The organism is Mycobacterium gordonae (assembly GCF_002101675.1).
GTDB lineage: Bacteria > Actinomycetota > Actinomycetes > Mycobacteriales > Mycobacteriaceae > Mycobacterium > Mycobacterium gordonae.
Window position 1 is genome coordinate 1 of the sequence record NZ_LQOY01000248.1, and the last position, 24,757, is coordinate 24,757.

General features: G+C 67.6%; 15 protein-coding genes and 1 riboswitch. Of the genes, 8 read left to right on the forward strand and 7 right to left on the reverse strand.

Translation table 11 applies throughout. From position 1 onward, the window contains the following. The 3 genes from AWC08_RS39295 to pks2 form a co-directional block, all read right to left on the reverse strand. Positions 1–527 (reverse strand): PE family protein (locus AWC08_RS39295; RefSeq protein WP_085088731.1); only part of this gene is annotated, 527 nt, incomplete at its 3' end. A 212-nt stretch (positions 528–739) separates the two neighbouring features. Further along, positions 740–2,191, reverse strand: coding sequence for a condensation domain-containing protein (locus AWC08_RS32205; protein ID WP_232007843.1), 1,452 nt, complete (start codon positions 2,189–2,191; stop codon positions 740–742). 64 nt (positions 2,192–2,255) lie between these two features. After that, a complete protein-coding gene (gene pks2, locus AWC08_RS32210; protein WP_069433501.1) occupies positions 2,256–8,492 on the reverse strand; it encodes a sulfolipid-1 biosynthesis phthioceranic/hydroxyphthioceranic acid synthase in 6,237 nt (2,078 codons plus the stop codon). Between the two features lie 162 nt (positions 8,493–8,654). Between pks2 and AWC08_RS32215 the strand changes: the two genes are divergently transcribed. From AWC08_RS32215 to AWC08_RS32240, 6 genes are all read left to right on the forward strand, one after another. Then, entirely contained in the window at positions 8,655–10,406 is a 1,752-nt protein-coding gene (locus tag AWC08_RS32215; RefSeq protein WP_085088743.1) for an AMP-binding protein, read from the forward strand. A gap of 9 nt (positions 10,407–10,415) precedes the next feature. After that, positions 10,416–10,997 carry a carboxymuconolactone decarboxylase family protein gene (locus AWC08_RS32220; RefSeq protein WP_085088734.1) on the forward strand — a complete coding sequence of 194 codons (582 nt, stop codon included), beginning with the start codon at positions 10,416–10,418 and terminating at the stop codon, positions 10,995–10,997. Positions 10,998–11,014: 17 nt separating this feature from the next. After that, the gene (locus AWC08_RS32225) at positions 11,015–12,133 is read left to right on the forward strand and encodes an NAD(P)H-dependent flavin oxidoreductase (RefSeq protein ID WP_065134060.1); all 1,119 of its coding nucleotides are present in this window, start codon (positions 11,015–11,017) and stop codon (positions 12,131–12,133) included. A gap of 175 nt (positions 12,134–12,308) precedes the next feature. Further along, a riboswitch (M-box (ykoK) riboswitch) is annotated at positions 12,309–12,478 on the forward strand. Positions 12,479–12,755: 277 nt separating this feature from the next. Next, entirely contained in the window at positions 12,756–12,986 is a 231-nt protein-coding gene (locus tag AWC08_RS32230; RefSeq protein ID WP_065134059.1) for an Rv1535 family protein, read from the forward strand. Positions 12,987–13,397: 411 nt separating this feature from the next. Further along, a complete protein-coding gene (ileS, locus tag AWC08_RS32235; protein WP_069434445.1) occupies positions 13,398–16,529 on the forward strand; it encodes an isoleucine--tRNA ligase in 3,132 nt (1,043 codons plus the stop codon). A gap of 25 nt (positions 16,530–16,554) precedes the next feature. Next, on the forward strand, positions 16,555–17,775 hold the full coding sequence (locus AWC08_RS32240) for a peptidoglycan DD-metalloendopeptidase family protein (RefSeq protein ID WP_069434435.1): 1,221 nt from the start codon (positions 16,555–16,557) through the stop codon (positions 17,773–17,775). Here AWC08_RS32240 and AWC08_RS32245 read toward each other — a convergent pair. Next, positions 17,759–18,769 (reverse strand): hypothetical protein, encoded by a 1,011-nt coding sequence (locus AWC08_RS32245; RefSeq protein ID WP_069434436.1) that lies wholly within the window; start codon positions 18,767–18,769, stop codon positions 17,759–17,761. The genes AWC08_RS32240 and AWC08_RS32245 overlap by 17 nt on opposite strands. 134 nt (positions 18,770–18,903) lie before the next feature. Here AWC08_RS32245 and AWC08_RS32250 point away from each other — a divergent pair, with 134 nt between their 5' ends. Next, a complete protein-coding gene (locus AWC08_RS32250; RefSeq protein WP_069434437.1) occupies positions 18,904–19,866 on the forward strand; it encodes a dTDP-glucose 4,6-dehydratase in 963 nt (320 codons plus the stop codon). 9 nt (positions 19,867–19,875) lie between these two features. Here AWC08_RS32250 and AWC08_RS32255 read toward each other — a convergent pair whose 3' ends face one another. Beyond that, a complete protein-coding gene (locus tag AWC08_RS32255; protein ID WP_082986345.1) occupies positions 19,876–21,411 on the reverse strand; it encodes a PE family protein in 1,536 nt (511 codons plus the stop codon). Positions 21,412–21,616: 205 nt separating this feature from the next. Here AWC08_RS32255 and AWC08_RS32260 point away from each other — a divergent pair, with 205 nt between their 5' ends. Next, positions 21,617–23,032 (forward strand): DNA polymerase IV, encoded by a 1,416-nt coding sequence (locus tag AWC08_RS32260; protein WP_069434438.1) that lies wholly within the window; start codon positions 21,617–21,619, stop codon positions 23,030–23,032. Here AWC08_RS32260 and AWC08_RS32265 read toward each other — a convergent pair. Next, positions 22,997–23,935 (reverse strand): asparaginase, encoded by a 939-nt coding sequence (locus AWC08_RS32265; RefSeq protein ID WP_069434439.1) that lies wholly within the window; start codon positions 23,933–23,935, stop codon positions 22,997–22,999. The genes AWC08_RS32260 and AWC08_RS32265 overlap by 36 nt on opposite strands. A 48-nt stretch (positions 23,936–23,983) precedes the next feature. Further along, positions 23,984–24,742, reverse strand: a complete 759-nt coding sequence (gene yaaA / locus AWC08_RS32270; protein WP_065134052.1) for a peroxide stress protein YaaA — start codon at positions 24,740–24,742, stop codon at positions 23,984–23,986. Positions 24,743–24,757: the final 15 nt, after the last annotated feature.

Genomic DNA, 24,757 nt, shown 5'->3' on the forward strand with positions numbered 1-24,757 from the left:
CCGCCGGCCCCGCCCATGCCGATCAGTCCGGCGGCCCCGCCGGCCCCGCCGGCCCCGGCCGGGCTGCTGAGGCTGCCGGCCTTACCGGACCCGCCGGCCCCGCCGTTGCCGATCAACCACCCACCAGCTGCACCGGAGTCGCCGGTGCCGGGAGCCCCGTTGGCGCCGTTGCCGATCAACGGGCGCCCGGTCAGCGCCCGCACCGGGGCATTGACCAGGTCGAGCAAACTCTGCAACGGCGTAGCTGCGACGGCCTCGGCGGTCGCGTAGGAATTCGCCCCCTCGGTCAACGCCGCCACGAACCGGGTATGGAATTCCGCGACTTGGCCGCTGATCGCCCGGTAGGCCTGACCGTATTCCCCGAACACGGTTGCGATGGCCGCCGACACCTCATCGGTACCCGCGGCCAACACCGCCGTAGTCGGGCCGATCGCAGCGGCACGGGCCTCATCGATTGCCGATCCAAGATCCGCGACATGCGTTGCGGCGCTGGCCAACAGCTCCGGACTCGCGATGACGAAACCCATCGAAACCTCCCACGGCGATGTGGTTGAGTCTGTTAAACCGTTCACCGACTGCGGGCCGGCGAAGAATCGGCGAGTCGGCAGCTTCACGCCGCTGGCCTGCGATCTGTGGTCTTTCTCGGCATATATTCATTTCTTCGGCCGGCGGACCCCCGCGGATAGACCGCCGGAGCGAAGATCGTCGCCAAGAGGTGTGCAATCGACGGTGGTCTGTCCTACGGCCGGTGCGACTGCAACTGAGCAGTGTGCAGGGCGAGCGGCACCCCACGGCCCTCTGCCACGCGCAGGTATACCGACTTCATGGTGTCCAGGTAGCGGGCGACAGACTCGTAGGCGATCGGATTGCTGGGGAAAGAAGCCGTCACCGTCGTCTCGTCGTGGAATTTGTTGATCCACACGCAGACGCGCGCCGCGATGCGGCCGTCGCTGAAAGCCCTGGTGTTCATTCGGTTCAACTGGGTTGAGACGACCGCTGACAGCGGAGGTAGGCCCGCATCCAGGAACGACAACATCGGGAACGCTGAATGGGGCGAGGGCGTCCGCAGCCAGGGCGCCAGCTCGAATACGCGCTCGAACGGCACCTTGGCCAGTGCGGTGTTGCAGTCGAAGGCAGCCTGAGCGCTGCGGGCGGTTTCCCCGAACGACCGGCCGACCGGGACGGCGACGGGGACGTGGCCGATGAACCATCCGGTGGTCAAGAACTCCGCGGGGCTGTTGCGGGTTCCGACGGGAGTCACTGCGCAATAGGTTCGCGAACCGGTCAATTCGTATTCGGCGTGGGCGGCGGCGGCGAAAACGCCGCCGCTGAAGCGGGCGCCCGCGGCGGTGCACGCCGTTTCGAAGCGGGCCGTCTGGTGGGCGTCCATCAGACGCAGCGACAAGAGCTCACCGTTGGTCAGCGGCGACGTGTCGCCCAGCGGCAGCGGGAAAGAGGGCAGCGACCCGTCGTTGTGCTCGAAGAATTCCATCCACTGGCGAATTTCCGGGGACTGGAGAGTCAGCGCGCTCGTGTCGGCGCGCTCGCGCAGGCAGTAGTCGGCGTAGCTGCCGGCCGCGGGAAGTGCGATCGGCCCTTCCCCGTCCATCAGCGCGTTGTACATCGCGCGGATCTCCCAGAAGACGCTGCCAATGAACATGGGGTCGACGTGGAGATGGTCGACGCCGATGCAGACGGTGAAATGGTCGTCGCGCTGGATGATCGAGAACCTGAAGCAGTCCCATTCCAGCGGGCTCGGCGTGGCCAGCAAATGGTCCTGCCACTGCTTGGGTGTCATCTCGCCGTGCTCGACGGCGACCAGTTCGATGTCGGCGGGGTCGGCGATGGTATGCCGGACGATTTCGCCGCTGTCGGTGAACGTGAACCAGCTCCGATAGGTGTCGTGCCGGCGCAGGTGCGCGGTGAAGACGTAGGTCATCGCCCGGATATCGCATTCGCCTGGAATGTCGAACGCGACGATCAACAGGCGGGACATGTCCAGTCCGCGGCGCCGCTGTTCGTGGAAGCCACGCAGGTGCCGGGCCTGGATATAGCTCGGGGGCACTGCGCTCACCGGCGCTCGCCGCGCCGTGTCCAGCGAAGCCGAAGTGGCGCGCCACAGCCAGGCCGCTCCGGGGGGTGGGGTCCAGTCACTGACTTTCCCGAGCCCCAGATGGCCCATGACAACCATCTTCGCTCCTACCAGCTTCCGAACTTGCCGACAAAACAGCGTATTTCGTGGCGACCGGGATCCCTCACATTGACACCGGAGCGTCAGGTGCCGGCTGGAACTTCGCACACATGTGGTCCGCCAGCTCGCGCACCGTGGTGATATCGGTGGAGCTCAGCCGGATTCCGGTTTCGGCCTCGATGCGGGTGCGTAGTTCCAGGTTTCCCAATGAATCCAGTCCGTGGTCGGACAGCGGCCGATCGGGGTCGACGCCGCGCCGCAGGATCATGCCGACCTGCTCTGACACCAAACGTCGCAGTCGGCTTGGCCATTCGTCGACGGGCAGCTCGAACAACCCGGCCCGGAACCGGTTCTGCTCGTTGCGCCGTCGTCCGTTCGAAGCCACCGCGGCGAACCTTTCGGCGAACGGGGAGCGTTCGGCGAGGGCGGCGAGCCACGGCGAGCCGGTGGCAGGGGTGTACCCGGAGAAGCAACGGGTATGGCGCAGCAGCGTTGTGAACGCGTGCGCACCTTCCTCGGGTGCAATCATCGTGGTGTCACCTGTAGCCAGGCCGGCGCCGCGCCCGATTTCCGCCCACGCGCCCCAGGCGATCGCGGTGGCGGGACGGCCTTGCGCGCGTCGCCAGTGGGTGAAGCCGTCCAGCCAGCTGTTGGCTGCGGCGTAGGCGCACTGGCCCGGCGAACCCAACAGCGCTGCCGCGGAGGAGAAGACGCAGAACCAGTCGAGCGGGGCGGTCGCAGTGGCCCGGTGCAGGTGCCACGCGCCGTGTACCTTCGGCGCCCAGTCCCGCTCCAGCAGTTCGTCGGAGATGTTAGGCAGCGTCGCGTCCTCCACCACCGCGGCCGCATGCAGGACGCCCCGCAACGGAAGGCCGGTGGCCACCGCTAGCGCAACGAGGTTCTCGGCAGTGTCGGGCGCCGCGATGTCGCCGCACTCGACCACCACGTCCGCGCCGGTGGTGCGGACCAGTTCGATTGTCTCCATGACCTTTCGGCTCGGCGTTGTCCGCGAGTTGAGCACGATGCGTCCGGCGCCGGCGGCGGCCATCTGTTCGGCGAGAAACAATCCCAGCCCGCCGAGGCCGCCGGTGATGAGGTAGGAACCGTCCGCGCGCACGACCGGAACCTGCTCGGGCGGAAGGATCACCGTGGGGGGCGTCGACGGCATATCGAGGATCAGTTTGCCGGTGTGCTGGGCGGCGCTCATCATCCGAATCACCTTGGCGGCGTGGGAAACCGGATAGTGGGTGCGTTGCGGCTTCGGCAGCGATTGGTCAGCGGTGCGGCGGTATACCTCGTTCAACGTCGCCCGTACGCGATGCGGATGCGTGGCCGCCAGCAGGGCCAGGTCGACGGCGTGCAGTGACAAATTGCGCCGGAACGCGAACAGGCCGAGCCTGGTGTCGCCGTAGATGTCGCGTTTGCCGATCTCGACGAACTGGCCGCCGAAGGCCAACAGATCGAGCCCGGCGCGCTGCGCGGGGCCGGTGAGCGAATTAAGCACGATGTCGACGCCGTAGCCGTCGGTGTCGCGGCGGATCTGCTCAGCGAATTCGGTGCTGCGCGAGTTGTAGACATGGTTAATTCCCATGTCGCGCAGCATTTTCCGGCGGTGTGGAGTACCGGCCGTGGCGAAGATTTGGGCATCGGAGGCCCGGGCGATCGCGATCGCCGCCTGGCCCACGCCACCAGTGGCCGAGTGGATGAGCACCTTGTCGCCGGCTTTGATGCGGGCCAGGTCGTGCAGGCCGTACCAGGCGGTGGCCGACGCAGTGGTGATCGCGGCGGCGTCGCCCCAGCTCAACCCGGTTGGCAGCGGTGCCGCAAGCGCGGCGTCGCAGGTGAGATAGGACGCCCAGCAGCCTCCGAGGGACATCCCGCCGACACGTTCGCCGACTTGAAGGTGAGCGACGTCGGGTCCCACCGCGGTCACCACTCCGGCGAAATCCAATCCGAGCTGCGGTTGCTGTCCGTCGAAGGATGGGTAGCGGCCGAAAGCCGCCAACACGTCGGCGAAGTTGACGCTGGATGCCCGCACCGCAACCTCGATCTGTCCGGGTCCGGGCCGAATGCGGGCGGCCTTGAGGCATTCGATCGTCTCTGGATCCCCTGGGGTGCGCACGTGCAGGCGCATACCGTCGCGATGGTGGTCGACCACTGTGCGCACCCGCTCGTCGGGCCGCAGCGGTGCCGGGCACAGGCGCGCCGTGAGCCACCGATCGTGGCGCCAGGCGGTCTCGTCTTCGGCCGTGGCGGCCAGGAGTTGCCGTGCGACTTTGTCCGGTCCGGTCAGGGCGTCGACGTCGATGTGGGTGGGCCGCAGGTAGGGATGCTCGGCGCCGATCGCCCGTAGCAGGCCCCGGATGCCCGCGTGGGCGAGGTTGACCGGGTCGTCGGGAAGCGCCACCTGGGCGTTGTTGGTCAGCACGTACAGCCGCGGCGCTTCGCCGGGGACGTCGAGCAGTTCGCGGGCGATGCGCACCAGCTCCCGCACGAAACCGATGTCCTGCGGGTCGGGACCGGCGGTGCCGCCGACCACAAGCACACTAGTGAACCCGCCGCTGGCCAGCGTGGTGCGCAGCGCTGCATCTTCGTGCGACCAGCCCATCGTCGCGCACTCCGCGCCAGCGGACGCCAGGGCATCGGCCAGATCGCTCGCCACGGAACCGAAAGTGCTTATTACCAACCACTTTCCGGGGTTGGCGGTGGGCGGGGGCAACTCGCGCTGCTGCCACTCGACGCCCAGCAGCCGTTCACCTAGCAGCCGGTCCCGTTCAACACCAGCTGGGCAGCCCGTTCCCATCAGCAGACCGCGGATTTCCAGCAGCACGGTTCCGTGTTCGTCCGTCACGTCGATGTCGGCTTCGACATTGCTGCCGCAGGCTGTCACGGTCGTGTAGCAGTATCGGGGGGCCCGCAGTCTGCGCCCGGAGACGCCGTGGGCGCGCAATAGGCGGACGCGCAGCGGCAGCACCAAGCCCCCGTTGCCCGCGGCGCGCATCGCGGGGTGGGCCGCCACCGACTGGAAACAGGCGTCCAGCACTGCGGGGTGAACCACCGATCCGGTGTGCTGCCTCCGGATCGCGCCGGGCGCGCTGACCTCGGCCAGCACGGTGCTGACCGCACCGTCGGCGACCCGTGCCGCCAGCAAGCCGGTGAAGGCGGGGCCGAACCGCACACCGCGGCCCTCGAACCAGTCCCGCAGCCCGTCGCCGTCGAGACGGCGGGGATGTGCGGCCAGTAGAGCGTCGATGTCGTGGGTGGCCGGTTGCGGCTGGGCGGTCGAGTGCAGGACCGCGGCGGCCCGCCGCACCTTCTGGCCGCCGGAGTCGGTGTGCACCGCGAAGCCGGCCTCGCCGATCTGGTGCACCGTGGCGACGGCGCCGACCGCGGTCTCGGCGTCCAGCAGCAGCATCTCCTCGAAGCTGATGTCGCGGACTTCGGCGCCCTCGCCCAGGACGGTTTCGGCCGCGGCCAGCGCCATAGCGCAATAGACCGCCGCGGGCAGGGCGGCGACGTCGTTGATTCGGTGATCGGCCAGCCAGGGCAGTGCCGAGGTACCGACATCGGCCTGCCAGGCGTGCCGTTCCGGCTCCTCCATAAGTCGGACGTGCACACCGAGAAGTGATTGTGCGGCGGCAGGATTGGCGCTGACGTCGGCTCGCTGCGCGCGGAGCAGCAACGGTCGATTCGCCCACGCCGGCAGCGGGGCGTCCACCAGCTGCCCGGGCTGATTGAGCTGCGCGAAGTCGACAGCGGCGCCGGCGTCGTGCAGATCAGCGACCAGGCCGAGCAAGCCGTGCGGGTCCCGCTGGCCGCGTCGCATCGCGGCGACCGCAGCCACCGGCATGTCCAGGCCTGCGGCGGTCTGTTCGATCGCGCGGGTCAGCAGCGGGTGCGGAGAGAGTTCCGCGAACACCCGGAAGCCGTCCTGCAGGGCGGCTTTCGTGGCGGCGGAGAACCGCACGGTGTGGCGCAGGTTGTCCACCCAGTAGCGGGCGTCGCACAGCGGCCGCTCCCGCGGATCGAACAGCGTCGCCGAGTAGTAGGGCAGCCGCGGTGGCAACGGTGTCAACTCGGTCAGCAGCCCGGCCAGCTCGTCGAGGATCGGGTTGACCTGTGGGGTATGCGAGGCCACGTCGACGGCCACCTCGCGTGCCAGCACCTCGCGCTCCTCCCACGCCGCGACGAGTTGACGCACCGTTTCCGGGGCACCGCCGATCACGGTGGATTGCGGGGAAGCGACGACGGCTATCACCACGTCCTTGACGGCGCGCCGGGTCAGTTCCTCCCGGACCTGCGCAGTGGGCAGTTCTACGGCCGCCATCGCGCCGGCGCCGGCCAGGCGCAGACACAGCCGGGACCGCCGGCAGATCACCCGGAGCCCGTCTTGCAGTGACAACGCGCCCGCCACCACCGCAGCCGAAACCTCGCCCAGGGAGTGGCCGATCACCGCCCCGGGACGCACGCCGCGCGCCCTCATCGCTTCGGCGAGCGCCACCTGCATGACGAACAGGGTCGGCTGCACCCGGTCGATGCCGGTCACCGTCTCCGCTGCGGTGAGGGCATCGGTGACCGAAAAACCTGATTCGGCCGCGATCAACGGCTCGGCGGCGGCGACGGTGGCCGCGAAGGCCGGCTCGGTGGACAGCAGGTCGGCTCCCATCGCCGCCCACTGCGAGCCCTGCCCGGAGAACACCCACACCGGTCCGCGGTCGTCGAGGCCGACCGCCTGCTCGAGCGGACCGTCGCCGGCGGCCAACCCGCGCAGTGCCCGAACCAATTCATGGTTGTCCCCGGCGATCAGCGTTCGCCGGACCGGCCGGCGGCCGCGCCGGGATGCCAGCGTGTAGGCCAAATCCCGGAGGTGTGGCCGCTCTTCGTCCACCCAGTTCGCCAACCGCCGGGCCGTCTGCCGCAACGCCTCGGGCGAGCTGGCCGACAGCGCAAAGGGTCGCGGCAGCGACTCACGTTCGCTTTCGGCCGGTGCGGCGGTGTCGGGCGCCTGCTCGAGGATGGCGTGCGCGTTGGTTCCCGACATGCCGTACGACGACACCGCCGCCCGGCGCGGCAGCGACTCCCAGCCGCCCGGCCAGGGCGTAATCCGTCGCGGCACAAACAGTCCGGTTTCGACGGCGGCGAGCTCGGGGGGCAGCCCGGTGAAGTGCGCCATCGGCGGTATCACGCCATGGCGCAGCGACAGGATCGCCTTGACCATTCCCACGACACCCGCGGCCGCCTCGGTGTGGCCGAGATTGCTCTTGGCCGACGCGAGCGCGCAGGCGTTCCCGTTGGCGCCGTAAACCTCTGCCAGACTACGGAATTCGATGGGATCGCCCACCGGGGTGCCGGTGCCGTGCGCCTCGATCATGCCGACCGTGTCCGGGTCGACGCCGGCCGCGGCCAACGCTGACCGGTACGCGAGGACCTGTGCCCGCCCCGAAGGAGAAGTGATGGTGTCGGTGCGGCCATCCTGATTCACGGCGGTGCCGCGCACCACCGCCAGGACGCGGTCGCCGTCGCGCAGCGCCTCGGGCAGGCGCTTGAGCAACAGCACCGCGCAGGCCTCGGACCGGATGAAGCCGTCGGCAGCGGCGTCGAAGCTGCGGCAACGTCCGGTCGCGGACAGCATGCCCTGCCCGGAGGCCGAAGCGAACATCTGCGGTTCGAGCATCACCATGCAGCCCCCGGCCAGCGCCAGGTCGCTCTCCCGCTCATGCAGGCTGCGGCAGGCCAGGTGAACGGCGACCAGGCTCGACGAGCATGCGGTGTCCACAGTGATCGACGGACCGCGCAATCCCAGCGCGTAGGACACCCGACCGGAGGCCATGCTGAACGCGGTGCCGGTGAATCCGTAGGCGTCGCCCAGGGCGCCCGCGGCGTCGGTGACGTGGGCGTAGTCGTCGTGACACATGCCGGCGAAAACGCCGGTCAGCGAGTCCGCGAGCGATTCGGGCGGTACGCCGGCGTGTTCCACGGCCTCCCACGAGGTCTGCATGAGCAGGCGGTGCTGGGGGTCGATGGCGGTCGCCTCGCGCTCGCTGATGCCGAAGAACTCGGGATCGAAGCCGGCGACGTCGTTCAGAAAGCCGCCCCAGCGCGACACCGACCGGCCCGGCGCACCCGGTTCGGGGTCGTAGCAGTCCTCGGCGTCCCAGCGGTCGGCCGGAACCTCGGTCACCAGGTCGTCGCCGCGCAACAGCGCGTCCCACAACGTCTCCGGTGAGTCGATGCCGCCCGGAAGGCGGCATGCCATGCCGATGACCGCCACCGCAGTGACCTGTCGCTGCTCCACCGTCATCCCACCTCTTCATGGACCGGGCCCGAGGTCATCTTCCCTGCTCAGCAACCATCGAGCGGGGAGCAACGCGCCGATGTTCCGGTCTTGGTCTGCACGCGAGCCAGCCCGACTTCGGCGATACGGACCACGTGGTGCATGCCCCGGCGGGTAGTGTGCGATCCCGTGGTTGGCTCTTCTATCCCTGCTGTGCTGCGCGAACGCGCGAGCCTGAATCCGAACGGCCCGGCGCTCACCTTTGTCAACTACGACCAGGAATGGGAAGGCGTCGAGGAGACGCTGACCTGGGCGCAGCTGCACCGCCGCGCTCTCAACATCGCCGAGCAGCTCAAGCAGAACGGTTCGCCCGGCGATCGCGCATTGATCCTGGCCCCTCAGGGACTCGAATACGTCGTGGGATTCCTCGGCGCGCTGCAGGCCGGCTTCATCGGGGTGCCGCTGTCGGTGCCGTATGGCGGCGCGCACGACGAGCGAACGATCTCGGTGCTGGCCGACACCGCACCGTCGGTGATCCTGACGACGTCGGCCGCCATCGGCAACGTCAAGGAGTGCGTCGAGCCACAGGCTGGCGACAACCCACCGGTGATCCTGGAAGTCGACCGGCTGGACCTCGATTCCCGGCCCAGATCGTCGCGGCCGGAGCGCGTTGCGGACGAGGGTTCGCGGACGTCGTACCTGCAGTACACATCCGGCTCCACCCGCACCCCCGCCGGCGTCACCGTTTCCAACGCCAACGTCTTCGCCAACTTCGAACAGATCATGGCCGACTTCTTCGTCAACGAAGGGGGAGTGCCGCCGGCGGACATGAATGTGGTGTCCTGGCTGCCGCTCTACCACGACATGGGCTTGTTGCTCGGGGCGATCATGCCGATCCTGGCCGGGCGACGCACCGTCCTGACCAGCCCGGTGGCTTTCCTGCAGCGCCCGGCCCGCTGGCCCCAGTTGCTGGCGCGCTACGGCACGACGATCTCGGCGGGGCCGAACTTCGCGTTCGACATCGCTGTGCGCAAGACGTCGGATGATGATCTGGCCGGCTTCGATCTCGGCGGCGTGCACACCATCCTCAACGGGAGTGAGCGGGTACAGCCCGGGACGCTCAAGCGATTCGCCGATCGGTTTGCCCGGTTCGGCTTCGCCGCGAAGGCGTTGCGGCCGGCTTACGGCATGGCCGAAGCCACCGTCTACATCGCAACCCGCAAGGTGGGCGATCCGCCGGAGATCGTCGACTTCGACTCCGAGAAACTGCCCGACGGGCAGGCGATCCGGGTCGAAACCGGAAGCGGCACACCGCTCGTCAGCTACGGCGTACCGCAATCGCAACTGGTCCGCATCGTCGACGGTGACACCCGCACCGAGTGCCCGGAGGGCACGGTTGGCGAGATCTGGGTGCAGGGCGGCAATGTCGCGTCCGGCTACTGGCAGAAGCCGGATACCACGGCGGACACGTTCGGTGCCACGATCGTCAACCCTTCCGAAGGCACGCCCGAAGGCCCCTGGTTGCGCACCGGGGATTCCGGATTCTTCTCCGACGGTGAGCTTTTCATCATGGGCCGGATCAAGGATCTGCTGATCGTCTACGGACGCAACCACTCTCCGGACGACATCGAGGCAACCATCCAGGAGATCAGCGCCGGCCGGTGCGCGGCGATCGCCGTGCCGCAGGACGGCGTCGAGAAGCTGGCCGCCATCGTCGAGATCAAGCAGAAGAGCGACGAGTCGGCGCAGGATCTGGCTGAGCGGCTCGTGGAGCTCAAGCGCGACATCACCGCCGCCATTTTCGACTCGCACGGGTTGAACGTGGCCGACCTGGTGCTCGTATCGCCCGGCTCGATCCCGATCACCACCAGTGGAAAAATCCGCCGCCAGCAGTCGGTGCAGATGTACGAGGACAAGGCGTTCGCCCGATTGGACGCCTGAGGGGTCCGCATGAGCAAGCCCGCCCGGATACCGCTGCTGCCCGTCGAGGAGGCCAGGGCCGCCGCCGATGAGGCGGGCGTGCCCGACTACATGGCCGAGCTCAGCATTTTTCAGGCGCTGCTGAACCACCCGCGGTTGGCCGGAGTGTTCAACGACCTGCTTGCCAGCATGCTCTGGCACGGTGTTCTCGACCGGAGATTGCGCGAACTGGCGATTATGCGGATCGGGTGGCTCACCGGCTGCAACTACGAGTGGACCCAGCACTGGCGGGTGGCCTCGCGCCTCGGGGTGTCGGCCGACGATCTGCTCGGGGTGCGAGACTGGCAGCACCACAACGGTTTCGGGCCCACCGAGCGAGCCGTGCTGGCGGCGACCGACGACGTCGTGCGCGACGGCGTGGTGAGCGCCGCCAGCTGGGGTGCCTGCGAACGCGAATTCGGGGGTGACAAAACCGTTCTCGTCGAGCTTGTCACGGTCATCGGTGCGTGGCGGATGGTCGCATCGATCCTGCAGAGCCTGGAGGTTCCGCTGGAGGACGGGGTGGCGGCCTGGCCACCCGACGGGCGGGCGCCCTCCTCGTCTGATTCGTAGGGCGTAGCGTCGGCGGCATGCGAACCAGAGTTGCCGAGATGCTCGGCGTTGAGTTTCCGATCTGCGCCTTCAGCCACTGCCGCGACGTAGTGGCCGCGGTGACCAACGCGGGCGGTTTCGGCGTGCTCGGCGCGACCGCCCACAGCCCAAAGCGGCTGGAAAGTGAGCTCACCTGGATCGAGGAGCAGACGCACGGCAAGCCCTACGGGGTCGATCTGCTGCTCCCACCGAAGTATGTCGGCGCCGACACCGGCGGGGTCAACTCACGGCAAGCCCAGGACCTGTTGCCGGCCGAGCACCGGGCGTTCGTCGACGAGATCCTGACGCGTTACGGCGTTGCGCCCCATGCCGAACAGGAAGAGGCCATCAGGGGTGGGCTCAACATCTCACCCAAAGGTTACGAACCGCTGCTGGAGGTGGCGTTCGCGCACAAGATTCGGCTGATCGCCAGCGCGCTGGGGCCGCCGCCGCCCGACCTGGTCGAGCGGGCGCACAACCACGACGTGCTGGTCGCCGCGCTGGCCGGCACCACCGAGCATGCCCGCCGGCATGCGGCGGCGGGGGTTGACCTGATCGTCGCGCAGGGCACCGAGGCCGGCGGGCACACGGGCGAGGTGGCGACCATGGTGTTGGTTCCCGAAGTCGTGGACGCGGTGGCGCCGACGCCCGTGCTCGCGGCAGGCGGGATCGCCCGCGGCCGCCAGATCGCGGCCGCGATGGCGCTCGGCGCCGAAGGGGTGTGGTGTGGATCGGTCTGGCTGACCACCGAAGAAGCCGAGACCGCCCCGGTGGTCAAGGACAAATTCCTGGCCGCGAAGTCGTCGGACACGGTGCGGTCCCGGTCGATGACGGGCAAGCCGGCCCGCATGCTGCGCACCGCCTGGACCGACGAATGGGAACGCCCCGACACACCTGACCCATTGGGCATGCCGCTGCAGACCGCGCTGATCACCGATTCCCAAATACGGATCAACCAGGCCGCCGCCCACCCCGGCGCGAAAGCCCGGGAATTGGCGACGTACTTTGTCGGCCAGGTCGTCGGGTCGCTCGATCGGGTCCGGCCGACGCGTGCGGTGGTGCTCGACATGGTCGAGGAGTACATCGACACCATCGGCCGCCTCACCGATGTGACCTAGCGAACACATAGCCGCACGTAATCTGGCGGCCCACTCCGCGCCGCAGTTGTTTTCCCATTTCAGAGGCCTATTCTCTGGGTGAAAGCTGTGTGCGCGCGTAGCGAAAGCATAAAGATCCCGAAAGCCGGGGGTGCCGCGTTGACCGGGGCTCACGAGTGGTGCATGATCGGTCAGGCAAGCACCTCGTTAGGTGAGGCGGCTACACGAACACAGGCCACTGACCCCGAACGTCGAAAGACGCCCCGGGTCAGGACAGCTCCTCCCGGCTTAAGGGTTGAGCCCAGGTGGCTTCCGGTTCGCCGGACACGTCGGGTAGTGCCAAAGCTCTGACGAGAGGGGTGCGGATTTCCGGCTGATCGCCGGCATTCTGTTCTCCTTTGTGTGCGCACCAGATCGCGCGAGTCCTCGCGTGGGTCGTGACCGAGAGGAGGTGAGGGACGCATGAGTTCCAGTGGCAGTCCGGGTCGATATCCGGGTGCTGTTTCGTCCCTGACCGGTCTCCGGTGCGACGTTCTCGGCTGAGCCGTCAATCACGCTCCGATCGGAACCGTTTGCGGGACGGGACTTCCCAAGAATCTTTGAAGGTCCACCTGTCAACGTTTGATCCTGTGAGGAGGCGATCATGACCGCTGCCCTGTATGACGAAGTCGTTGCCGTAACCGCTGCGCCCAAACTGCACGTGGTGCGTGACGTCCCGGCCGCCCCGGCGCCGAAGAAGGCCCGCCGTACCGACGAGGTGCTCGCTGCCGGAGGCGACCCACTGGTGGCCGGCGCCGCCCGTCTGCTCAACATTCCGCTGCGGCACATGTACGCCGCGCTGTGGCGCATCGGTGTGCTCGAAGTCCAGGGGTGACTCCGTTGGACATTGATCAACCCGGGACTCCGAGGGGTTGGCCGGCCGCCAGGTGATGCCTGCGGCGGGCCAACCCCTCGGAGTGCTCGCTTGATGGTTGCGACCCGCTGCACCCGGCTACGCCGGGTTTGCGATCGCAACTCGGCCTGATGGTTGCGACCCGCTTGCACCCGGCTACGCCGGGTTTGCGATCGCAATTAGAATCAGACCCACCAGCATCGATCCGGCCATCACCGGGGAGCTTTCGGAAGAACAGCCAATCGGCCCAGTAGACCCGAACGGGCAGGCCCGTCACAGCCTTTTGAGTGGCCACGCGTGAGCGTGGCAAGCGGGGTGGTACCGCGGCGTTAGCGCACCAGCGCATCCGTCGTCCCCGTGCCTGAACTTCTCGAGGCACCGGAGACAACCCACGTGAGCGACGGAACCGAACACACGGCCTATCCGAAACTGGCCAGCGGGGCGCCCGACTTCCCGACGCTGGAACTCGAGGTGCTCGACTACTGGTTCCACGACGACACCTTCCGGGCCAGCATCGCCCGCCGAGACGGCGCTCCGGAGTATGTGTTCTACGACGGGCCGCCGTTCGCCAACGGCCTACCGCACTACGGGCACCTGCTGACCGGCTATGTCAAAGACATCGTGCCGCGCTACCGCACGATGCGCGGCGACAAGGTGGAGCGCCGATTCGGCTGGGACACACACGGTTTGCCCGCCGAGCTGGAAGTCGAGCGGCAGCTCGGCATCACCGACAAGTCACAGATCGACTCGATGGGAATCGCCGCCTTCAACGACGCGTGCCGTGCCTCGGTGCTGCGTTATACCGATGAATGGCAGCAGTACGTGACCCGCCAGGCGCGCTGGGTCGACTTCGACAACGACTACAAGACACTCGATCCCAATTACATGGAGTCGGTGATCTGGGCGTTCAAACAGCTGTGGGACAAGGGCCTGGCGTACGAGGGCTACCGCGTGCTGCCGTACTGCTGGCGCGACGAAACTCCGCTCTCCAATCACGAACTGCGCATGGACGACGACGTCTACCAGAGCCGCCAGGACCCCGCACTCACCGTCGGATTCCAGGTGCGCGGCGGCGAGCTGGAGGGCGCCTACCTGCTCATCTGGACCACCACACCCTGGACCCTGCCGTCCAACCTCGCCGTCGCGGTCAATCCCGAGGTCAGCTACGTCCAGGTTCGTTGCGGTGACCGGCGATTCGTGCTCGCCGAGGCCCGGCTGCCCGCCTATGCCCGCGAACTGGGGGAAGAGCCCGAGGTGCTGGGCACCTACCGGGGCGCAGACCTGCTGGGCGTCCGGTATCTGCCGCCGTTTCCGTACTTCATGGACTCGCCCAAGGCTTTTCAGGTGCTCTCCGCCGACTTCGTCACCACCGAGGACGGCACCGGCCTGGTCCACATGGCACCGGCCTACGGCGAGGACGACATGGCGACCACCGACCCGGTCGGCATCGTGCCTGTTACCCCGGTCGACTCCAAGGGCCGCTTCGACGCGACACTCCCGGATTACCAGGGACAGCACGTCTTCGAGGCCAACCCGCAGATCATCCGCGACCTGAAGAACGGGACCGGCCCCGCCGCGGCCAACGGGGCGGTGCTGCTGCGGCACGAGACCTACGAGCACCCCTACCCGCACTGCTGGCGCTGCCGAAACCCGCTGATCTACCGCGCGGTGTCGTCGTGGTTCGTGCGGGTGACCCAGTTCCGCGACCGGATGGTGGAACTCAACCAGCAGATCACCTGGTACCCCGAGCACGTCAAGGACGGGCAATTCGGCAAGTGGCTGCAGGGCGCCCGCGACTGGTCCATCTCGCGAAACCGATACTGGGGCACCCCCATTCCGGTGTGGAAATCCGACGACCCGGCCTACCCGCGCATCGACGTCTACGGCAGCCTCGACGAACTCGAACGTGACTTCGGCGTACGGCCAGACAACCTGCACCGGCCCTACATCGACGAGCTCACCCGGCCCAACCCCGACGACCCCACCGGCAACAGCACGATGCGCCGCATCACCGACGTCCTCGACGTCTGGTTCGACTCTGGTTCGATGCCCTACGCGCAGGTGCACTACCCGTTCGAAAATGCGGATTGGTTCGACAGCCACTACCCGGGCGACTTCATCGTCGAGTACATCGGCCAGACCCGCGGCTGGTTCTACACGTTGCACGTGCTCGCCACCGCGCTGTTCGACCGCCCGTCGTTCAAAACCTGTGTGGCGCATGGGATCGTGCTGGGGTCGGACGGCCAAAAGATGAGCAAGTCGCTGCGCAACTACCCAGATGTGACCGAGGTGTTCGACCGCGACGGCTCCGACGCGATGCGCTGGTTCTTGATGGCCTCGCCGATCCTGCGCGGCGGCAACCTGATCGTCACCGAACAGGGCATCCGCGACGGGGTGCGCCAGGTGTTGCTGCCGTTGTGGAACGCCTACAGCTTCCTGGCCCTGTACGCGCCGAAAGTCGGTGTATGGCGCACTGATTCAGCGCACGTGCTGGACCGTTACATCCTGGCCAAGCTCGCGGTGTTGCGCGACGACCTGACCGCGGCGCTCGACATCTGCGACATCTCCGGTGCCTGCGAGCAGCTGCGGCAATTCACCGAGGCGCTGACCAACTGGTATGTGCGACGGTCCCGTTCACGGTTCTGGGTGGAAGACGCCGACGCGATCGACACCCTGCACACCGTCCTGGAGGTGACCTCGCGGTTGGCCGCCCCGCTGCTTCCGTTGATCACCGAAATCATCTGGCGCGGACTGACCGGCGGCCGCTCGGTGCACCTGACGGACTGGCCGCAGGCCGGCGAACTGCCGGCCGATCCGGATTTGGTCGCCGCGATGGACCAGGTCCGCGACGTGTGCTCGGCGGCGTCGTCGCTGCGCAAGGCCAAGAAGCTGCGGGTGCGGTTGCCGTTGCCGAAACTGACGGTGGCAGTGGAGAACCCGGCGCAGTTGCAGCCGTTCACCGAATTGATCGGCGATGAGCTCAACGTCAAGGCGGTCGAGTTGACCGACGCGATCGACACCTACGGCCGATTCGAGCTCACGGTCAATGCGCGGGTCGCCGGCCCACGGCTGGGCAAGGACGTGCAGGCCGCCATCAAGGCCGTCAAAGCGGGGGAGGGCGTGGTCAACCCGGACGGCACCCTGTCCGCCGGTCCCGCGGTGTTGCAACCGGAGGAGTACAGCTCGCGACTGGTTGCCGCCGACCCGGAGTTCACTGCGGCGTTGCCGGGTGGCGCCGGGCTCGTGGTACTGGACGGCACGGTGACTCCGGAGCTGGAGGCAGAGGGCTGGGCCAAGGACCGCATCCGGGAACTGCAGGAGCTGCGCAAATCGACCGGGCTGGACGTCTCCGACCGCATTGCCGTCGTGATGTCGGTGCCCACCGAGCGCACCGCCTGGGCGGCGACGCACCGCGACCTCATCGCCGGCGAAATCCTGGCTACCCGTTTCGAATTCGGTGAGCCGGCGGACGGGGCCGAGATCGGGGATGGAGTGAAGGTTTTTATTCAGCGCGCTTCTGATTGAGCCACGACCGGAATGGAGGGGGACGATGCGGGTTCTTGGGCTGTTCCGCGTGCACAACGGTGAGGACATTCTGCCCCGCGTCCTGGATTCGTTGTCCGGGTGGTGTGACGACATCTATGCGATCGACGACCGCAGTACCGACAACTCCGCCGACATCCTGGCTCAGCATCCGGCGGTCACGAATTTCGTCCGGGCGCGGCCGGATCTCCCACCCACCCCGTGGCTGATCCCGGAACCTCCGGGCCTGGAATTGCTGTACCGGATGGCCGATTTCTGTCGGCCTGATTGGATCGCAATGATCGACTCCGATCAGGTGGTCGAAGCCGACGTCGACGTCCGCGAGATGCTGGCGGCCACTCCAGATGACGTGGCGGCGCTGATGTGCCCGATGATCCCGACGTGGCATGATCCCGAGTTCCCGGAGATGATTCCGATCATGGGGCCGGCGGAGTCGGTGCGCGGACCGTTCTGGCGCTGGCGCCCGGAACTGCGGGCCGGGACACGGATGATCCACAACCCGCACTGGCCCGCGAACATCACCGAACACGGCCGCATCGGGATGGTGTATGACGTGCGCCTGGTGCACCACGGCTGGTCCACCCTGGCCGAACGGGTAGCGAAGGTCGATCACTACCGCAAGATCGATCCGGACTGTCGGCTGAATTACGGCGTTCCTTACGACCGTGCCCTGCTGTTCGGGTATGCCCGCGACGAGGTCGAGCTGCTCAAGGCGGACTACCGCAAGCGGGTCGGCGGCGATTTCGATCCGGTCGAGGTGGGCACCCGCCTGCCGATCGAGCGCGAGCACCTCGCGCTCGGCGCCGGTTACGGCCCGCGCGCCGGCGCGTTTCACCCGGGTGTCGACTTCGCCGCCGAACCGGGCGCCGCCGTCCACGCCGTCTCATCCGGAACGGTCACTCGCACACGCGATCTGGACGGTGACGGGCTGCGCTTGACGGTGCTGTCGAACGCCGACGTCGACCTGGTCTACGTGTTCCGGTCCGCCGACCAGCTCTGCGTGGGTGACCAGATCGCCGCCGGCGCGCGGATCGGCACCGTCGGCCCCGAACGCGAATCGGCCGACGGCTACCTGCATTTCGAAGTTCACACCGACGGCGTGCACACCAGCCCACTGCGGTATCTGGGCAACTTGGGCCTGCTGCCGTGGCCGCCGCAAGGACGGCCCCGGCCGGTGTCGGGCACCTATCCGGCCGCCACCCCGTGCAGCATCACCGTTGCAGGGTGAGCCGCTCGGCCACGGCGCGCGCCGACCGAATGGCCGATCGCGCCTCCTGCAGAATCTTGGCCGGGTGCTGCTCATCCAACTCGCCCAGTCGGTTGTAGCGCTCGACCCCGAATCCTGCCGACTCCAACCGGATTGCGAACGGCAGCACCAACGTCCGCAGCGCCTCGAAGTGCAGGTAGGGCACCACCGGCTGGCCGGTCACCAGCAGACACGTCGAGTTATCCATGCCGACCGTTTGCGCGGCGAAGGTGTAAGTGTCAGCGGAGTTTGCCCGACGGTTGTCCGGGTCGGGTGACGGCGTTTCCAGCAGGGTGACCGGCACGCGCATCTCGTTGCTGTCAGCCGCGAATCGCCAGACGGCCTGGTCGCGGTGCGGCCGATCAACCCGTCGCCGTGCGTGGTCCTGAACCTCGCGGATGTCGAGTCCCAGGGCTTCGCCGGCCGCGGCGGCCAGCAGGTCGAATTCAGTGCGGGCCTGCGGCGCGATGGCGGCTACGGCGTCTTGTTCGGAATCCATGAGTTCGCGCGAGGCCGCGGCCAGCACCACGTGGCCGATGCGCCGCCCGGCAGCCAACTCCCGCGCGTACCCGACCCGCAGCCTGTTGGTGTACCGGCCGCCGCCGATCACCAACAGGTAGTCGAAATCCGTTGCGCTGGGCGATGATTCACCGATCAGACCCAGTGCGTCGGCCAGCGCCACAATCTGATCCAATTGCGCGGCAGGCATCTGCAAACGGGGGATCAGCCACCGCACCGCGCCGGCGGCGTCCTGGCTGTGCACTCGGCCCGCGCGTGCCCGTGCCCGGCCGCGGTAGTCCCACACACTGCTGAACTCGTCGAGCCACGCCAACCGCGCGGCGAGATCGAGGTCAGTCGGAACGGCTCCGCCGAACATCCCCACCAGCTGACTCAGGGCCGGGTGGGTGGCCCAGGCTTCGACCTCCCGGCGCACCAGATCTACCGCGTCAGCGGATCCGGTATCAGTCGGACACACCGAGCAACCCCCCCTCTCAACCTCTCACGGCCACCGTACGTGTCGCGCCCGGCTAACCCGGTCCGCCACGGCGGGCCAGTAAGCTGATAGCCGGTTCAGCGAAGAACGGCACGCAACGCGGGGGACTTTGTGCGGTGAGAATTCTGGTGACCGGGGGAGCGGGCTTTCAGGGAAGCCATCTTGCCGAGGCGCTGCTCGCCACGGGACATCAAGTGACCGTGCTGAATACCCTGTCCAGTGCTGCCAAGCGAAACACCCGCCGCCTCAAAGGCGCCACGGGCGCCGACTTGGTCTTCGGCTCGGTGACCGATGCGGAACTGACCGCCAAGACGGTGCCGGAGCATGACGTCGTCTTCCATCTCGCGGCAAACGTCAACGTCGACAAATCGCTGAGCGACCCGAAGAGTTTCCTGGACACGAACGTGATGGGCACTTACAACATTCTCGAGGCGGCGCGCCGAAACGGATCGCGGGTCATCTACGCCTCAACCTGTGAGGTATACGGCGACGGCCAGGATCTCGGGGAAGGCGACACCCTGAACGAAACCGCCGAACTGATGCCCGCCAGTCCCTACGGCGCGTCCAAAGCGGCGGCCGACCGGCTCTGCTACTCCTACTTCCGGTCCTACGACATGGACGTCAGCGTGGTCCGTCCGTTCAACATCTTCGGCGAGCGGCAGAAAAGCGGCGCCTTCGGAGCACTGATCCCGATATTGGTTCGCCAAGCGATGGCGGGAAAGGATCTCACCATCTTCGGTGAGGGCACCGCGACCCGCGACTACCTCCACGTCAGCGACGTGGTGCGGGCCTACCTGCTCGTGCTGGACAACCCGGGTCTGCGAGGCCAGGCCATCAATTTCGCCAGCGGCATCAACACCAGCGTGCGCGACATCGCCGAATACATCGCCGGCAAGTTTGGGGTGCATGTCGTCAAGGGTCCGCCCCGGCCCGGGGAGGTCGCCCGCTATCCGGCCAACATCGAGTTGGCGCGCAGCATCGGGTTTGCGCCACGGGTCCAGATATGGGCCGGCATAGACCGTTATGTGGACTGGGCAATGAACCAGTCCGACAACGAGATTGAGCTAGCCGCTACTTGACTCGCGTCGTTACAGCAAGCCACCCAGCAGCGGCGTGGAGGGTGACCCGGTCAGGCCCGGCAAGGATGGCAGCGTGCCCAGCCCGCCCAGCAGTCCCGGCAGGGACGGCAGAGTGCCCAGTCCGCCCAGCAGTCCCGGCAGGGATGGCAGAGTGCCCAGCCCGCCCAACAGAGATCCCAGATCCGGCAGGGACGGCAGGCTCAGCCCGGGCAGCAAGGACCCCAGCGACGGCAGGCCCGGCACGGTGATCTGCGGCAGGGGAAGCAGTGGGCTCGGTAAGGGCGGCGCCCCGATGGCCTGTGCGAGTTGTTGCGGTGCGTAGAGCAGGAGTCCGGGCAGGATTCCGCCGGTGGGCGTGCCGCCCATCGGGACGCTGACAATCGGACTCCCCGGTAGCGGATCGATGTTGACCGTCACGGTCGAAAGGGGAGTGAGTATCCCTCCGACCGGGATGCTCGCGTGTAATGGGACGGTGATGGCAGGAACCCCGCCGAGCACCGGCAGGGGCACTCCCGGCAGAGTCACTCCCAGCGTGTACTGCCCGTTGAGGAAGCCGTTCGCGACGACGGCAGGGGCGGTGAGGACCGCGACGGCGGCTCCAAACCCGTCTCCGCTCTGCACCGCGCTGCTGAAGGCCGCCCCTACGGAGGCTATGGCGTTGGCCGTGGTGATGGGCGAACCGATGGCATCGATGCCCAGCGCTATGGGCAGGCCGAAGAAAGCGGCGCCGATCTGCAGCGGGTTGGTCAGGTTGACCCCGACAGAGTAGGAGAAGTCGACCAGTGTCGCCAGCACGTTCACCGCATTTTGCCCGATGCGACCCGGTATGGACGCGATCGGCACCAAGTCGGTCAGGACCTGCGCCGCGCCAGCCCCACTGGCCAGGTGTTGGCTCGCATTGGTGAAGGCGGCGGCGATTATCTGCCCGTAGCCCGACTGGTTGGTGACGAACTGGCGCAGGAAGGGAAACGGGTTAGCGGCCAGGCCATTGCCGAGGCTTTGCAGGTTGTTGATTGTGTTGGAAACCAGTGCCTCGTACGGGCCCGTAATAGCGGCCAGGCTTGGTGGTGTGGGTCCGGGTGTCGGCCCGAATATCCCCGGCAGCAGTGATTGAAGGGACGGGAAAGCCCCGAGGCCGCCCGTGAGACCGTCCAGGATCGATGCGGCGGGCGCTGCCCCGGCCGCGGGCAGGCCGCTTGCGAACATCCGCTCGACGTTGGCGATTTCGGCGCTGACGTATGCCCCGACGCTGGAGTTCAGCGCCTTGACGAACTCGGCGTGGAACGCCTGCGTTCGCGCACTGAGGGCCTGGTACTCGCGGCCAAGGTCGTCGAACATCGCCGCGATGGCAGCTGAAATCTCGTCGGCGGCTGCCGGTGAAATGCCCGTAGTGGCAGCTGCGATTGATTGTGAGGCCTGCGTTATTGCCGACCGAATTCCAGACAATTCCTGAGACGCAGACTCAACCCATTCAGGAGCAATCAAAACGGACACAAGTATCCCCCTCGACCCGGTGATGTCGATCACACGCCTCGCTAGCTGCATGATGACCAGAATTCGAGAGAACTAAACGTGCGTATAACGACGAGTTTTTGTCAGCGTCACCCGGTCTTTACGTCATTTATCGGATAAATGCTTCGCTGTTCGTACTTCTTAAGCGCTGCGCGAAGTTTCAACGGATAATTGCGAACACTTGGCAGGTGCCTCCTGAACCGGACCGCACGCCGCTGTCCCCCTAGCATCGATAGCCGTGGAGTCCCGTTGGGTGCTGCACCTGGATATGGACGCTTTCTTCGCATCGGTGGAACAACTCACCCGGCCGACCCTGCGCGGGCGTCCGGTGCTGGTGGGTGGACTGGGTGGTCGAGGCGTCGTGGCCGGAGCCAGCTACGAGTCGCGAGTGTTCGGCGCCCGTTCGGCCATGCCGATGCACCAGGCCCGCCGGCTGGTGGGGGTGAGCGCGGTGGTGCTGCCGCCGCGCGGAGTGGTTTACGGCGTGGCCAGCCGTCGTGTGTTCGACACGGTGCGCAGCCTGGTCCCCGTGGTGGAGCAGCTGTCGTTCGACGAGGCATTCGGCGAGCCGTCACAGCTTGTCGGGGCGTCGGCGGCCGACGCCGAGGAGTTCTGCGAACTGCTGCGGCGACGGGTCCGTGACGAGACCGGCCTTATCGCTTCGGTGGGTGCGGGCTCGGGCAAACAGATCGCCAAGATCGCCTCGGGTCTGGCGAAGCCCGACGGCATCCGGGTGGTTCGCCGCGCCGAGGAGAAGCTGTTGCTCGACGGTTTACCGGTGCGACGGTTGTGGGGGATCGGTCCGGTCGCCGAGGAAAAGCTGCACCGCCTCGGCATCGAGACCATCGGGCAGTTGGCCGCGTTGAGCGACGCGGAGGTGGCCAACATTCTGGGCGCGACCGTCGGGCCCGCGCTGCACCGGCTGGCCCGGGGTATCGACGACCGCCCAGTCGCCGAACGCGCCGAAGCCAAACAGATCAGCGCCGAATCCACGTTCGCCGCCGACCTGACCACTCTGGACCAGCTAAGGGAGGCGATCGAGCCGATCGCCGAACACGCGCATCGACGATTGCTCAAAGACGGCCGCGGCGCTCGCACGGTGACCGTGAAGCTCAAGAAGTCCGACATGAGTACCCTGACACGCTCGGCGACACTGCCCTACGCGACGGCCGAAGCGAGCGCCCTGACGGCGGTGGCGCGCAGGCTGCTGCTCGACCCGCTGCAAATCGGCCCGATTCGCCTTCTCGGCGTTGGCTTTTCGGGCCTTAGCGATGTACGCCAGGAATCGTTGTTCCCGGAGCTGGACCTGTCGCCCGAGACCGAGGCGCACCAGGATTTCGACACGATGCGCGCCGCGCTGCTCACCGGACAGGACGGCTCGTCGTGGCGGATCGGCGACGACGTCGCGCATCAGGTGTGGGGACACGGGTGGGTTCAGGGGGCCGGTCACGGTGTGGTCACCGTCCGATTCGAGACCCGGGGTACCGGACCGGGCACGGCCCGCACGTTTCCCATCGACACCGCCGACATCAGCGCGGCAAACCCGGTCGACAGCCTGGATTGGCCGGATTACGTGGGCCAACTGCGTGACCAGGAACCGGATTCGGTGGCGGCGCCGTCAACCCCAGCGGCCGACGGCGTCGGCGACCGGTAGCCCGGCCGCCAGCGCCGCCAGGACCAGCACCCGGGCCTGTGAAGGAGCCAGCCGGGGCACCAGCACCGCGCCGGCCTCCACCAAATCGTGGCCGGGTCCGTATGCGGCGCTGACCCTGCCGCTCGGAACCCGGGTCGACACTGCGACCACCACACCCTCGCGGCACAGCCGACGCACCCCTTCGACAACGGCCGCTCCGGCGTTGCCGGATCCCACTGCCTCGAGCACCACACCGCGGGCACCGGCGGCGGCGAAGGCGTCCAGGGCCACGGCGTCACTGCCGAGGTAGGCGGCGGCGATATCGACCCGCGGTGCGCCGGCGGCGCTCAGGTCGCCAAGATACGGACGCACCTTGGCGCCGGTCAGCGTCATCTCGCCGGTCACGGTGGCGAGCAGGGGCCCGGCGAACCCGCCCACCTCCTGGGTGTTGGCTTTGCGCAGGCCCAACGGCTGCAGCACCCGGCCGGCGAAACACACCAGGACCCCCAAGTCGCGGGCTTTCCGGCTGGACGCCACGATGAGCGCGTCGCGCAGGTTGGCCGGGCCGTCCGCGTCGGGGGCGTCCGCGCTGCGCATGGCCCCGGTCAGCACCACCGGGGCCGCACCGGCATACCCCAGCTCCAACCACAGGGCGGTTTCTTCCATCGTGTCGGTGCCGTGGGTGATGACGACTCCGGCGGCGCCGTCGTCGATCGCGGTGAGCACTGCGGCGCGGATGCGGTCCCAGTCGGCCGTGACGAGTTCGGAACTGTCGACTGCCATCAGATCGACAAAGTCGACGTCGAATGCCTGCCTAAGACCGGTGGCGAGCTGGGCCCCGCCGTGGGCGGGCCGGCGGACGCCGTCGGCGCCGGTGGTTGTCGAGATCGTCCCTCCGGTGGTGATGACGGTGACGCGGCTCATGAGGGAATCATTCCGTAACCAATTCTGAGCGCGCGTAGCGCTGATCCTTCAGTGCCCCGGTCCCGCGGGGACGACGAGGGTCAGTGCGTTTCCCCTGCGCTCCACGCACATACCGGATCTGCGGGCCACGGCGGCGACCGCGGCGGCATCGTTCGGTTCGGCTCGTGTGGTGGCCAGCGCGCGGGCCAGCCGGCCCTTGTATGCCTTATTGAAATGCGTCACCGAGGTACGGCGACCGTCGGCATGCTGGGCCACCACATCGACACTGACCGCGCTCGATGTCCTTCCCAGCGCTACATACGAGCCCGAGCGGAGATCGACGACCAGGTTCTCGGCGGCCAACTCTGCGAGCACCGGCTCGAGCAGGGGCCGCCATCGGACGGCCAGCGTTGGTCTGCCGGGGAGTTTCGACGTCGCGGACAGCCGGTAGGCGGGCACCTGGTCGTCAGCGCGAAGCAGCCCGAACAATGCGGAACCGATGAACAACCGCGTCTGGGCGCGCGTCGCCTGCGCGCCTCGCAGCGACTCGATATCGAGGGCGTCGTAGAGAACACCGGTGTAGCGGCGGATGGCCGGTAACGTCGGCGCTTCGTACAATGCGGCGTTGCGTTCGATCTCAGCGTCCTGTGCGGCAGACAGACCCAGGGCCGCTCGGCATGCCACCGGGTCGGCGGCGAGATCGACCAGCTCGCCGACTAGGGCCGATCGCAGCGGGCACAGTCCCGGGTTGGCGAGTTCCCGGAGTCGCAACGGCGGTCCGTCGCCTCCGCCCCGCTTGGTCTCCGACGGAGGTAGCAGCACAATCACGGGTACAGACCTTAG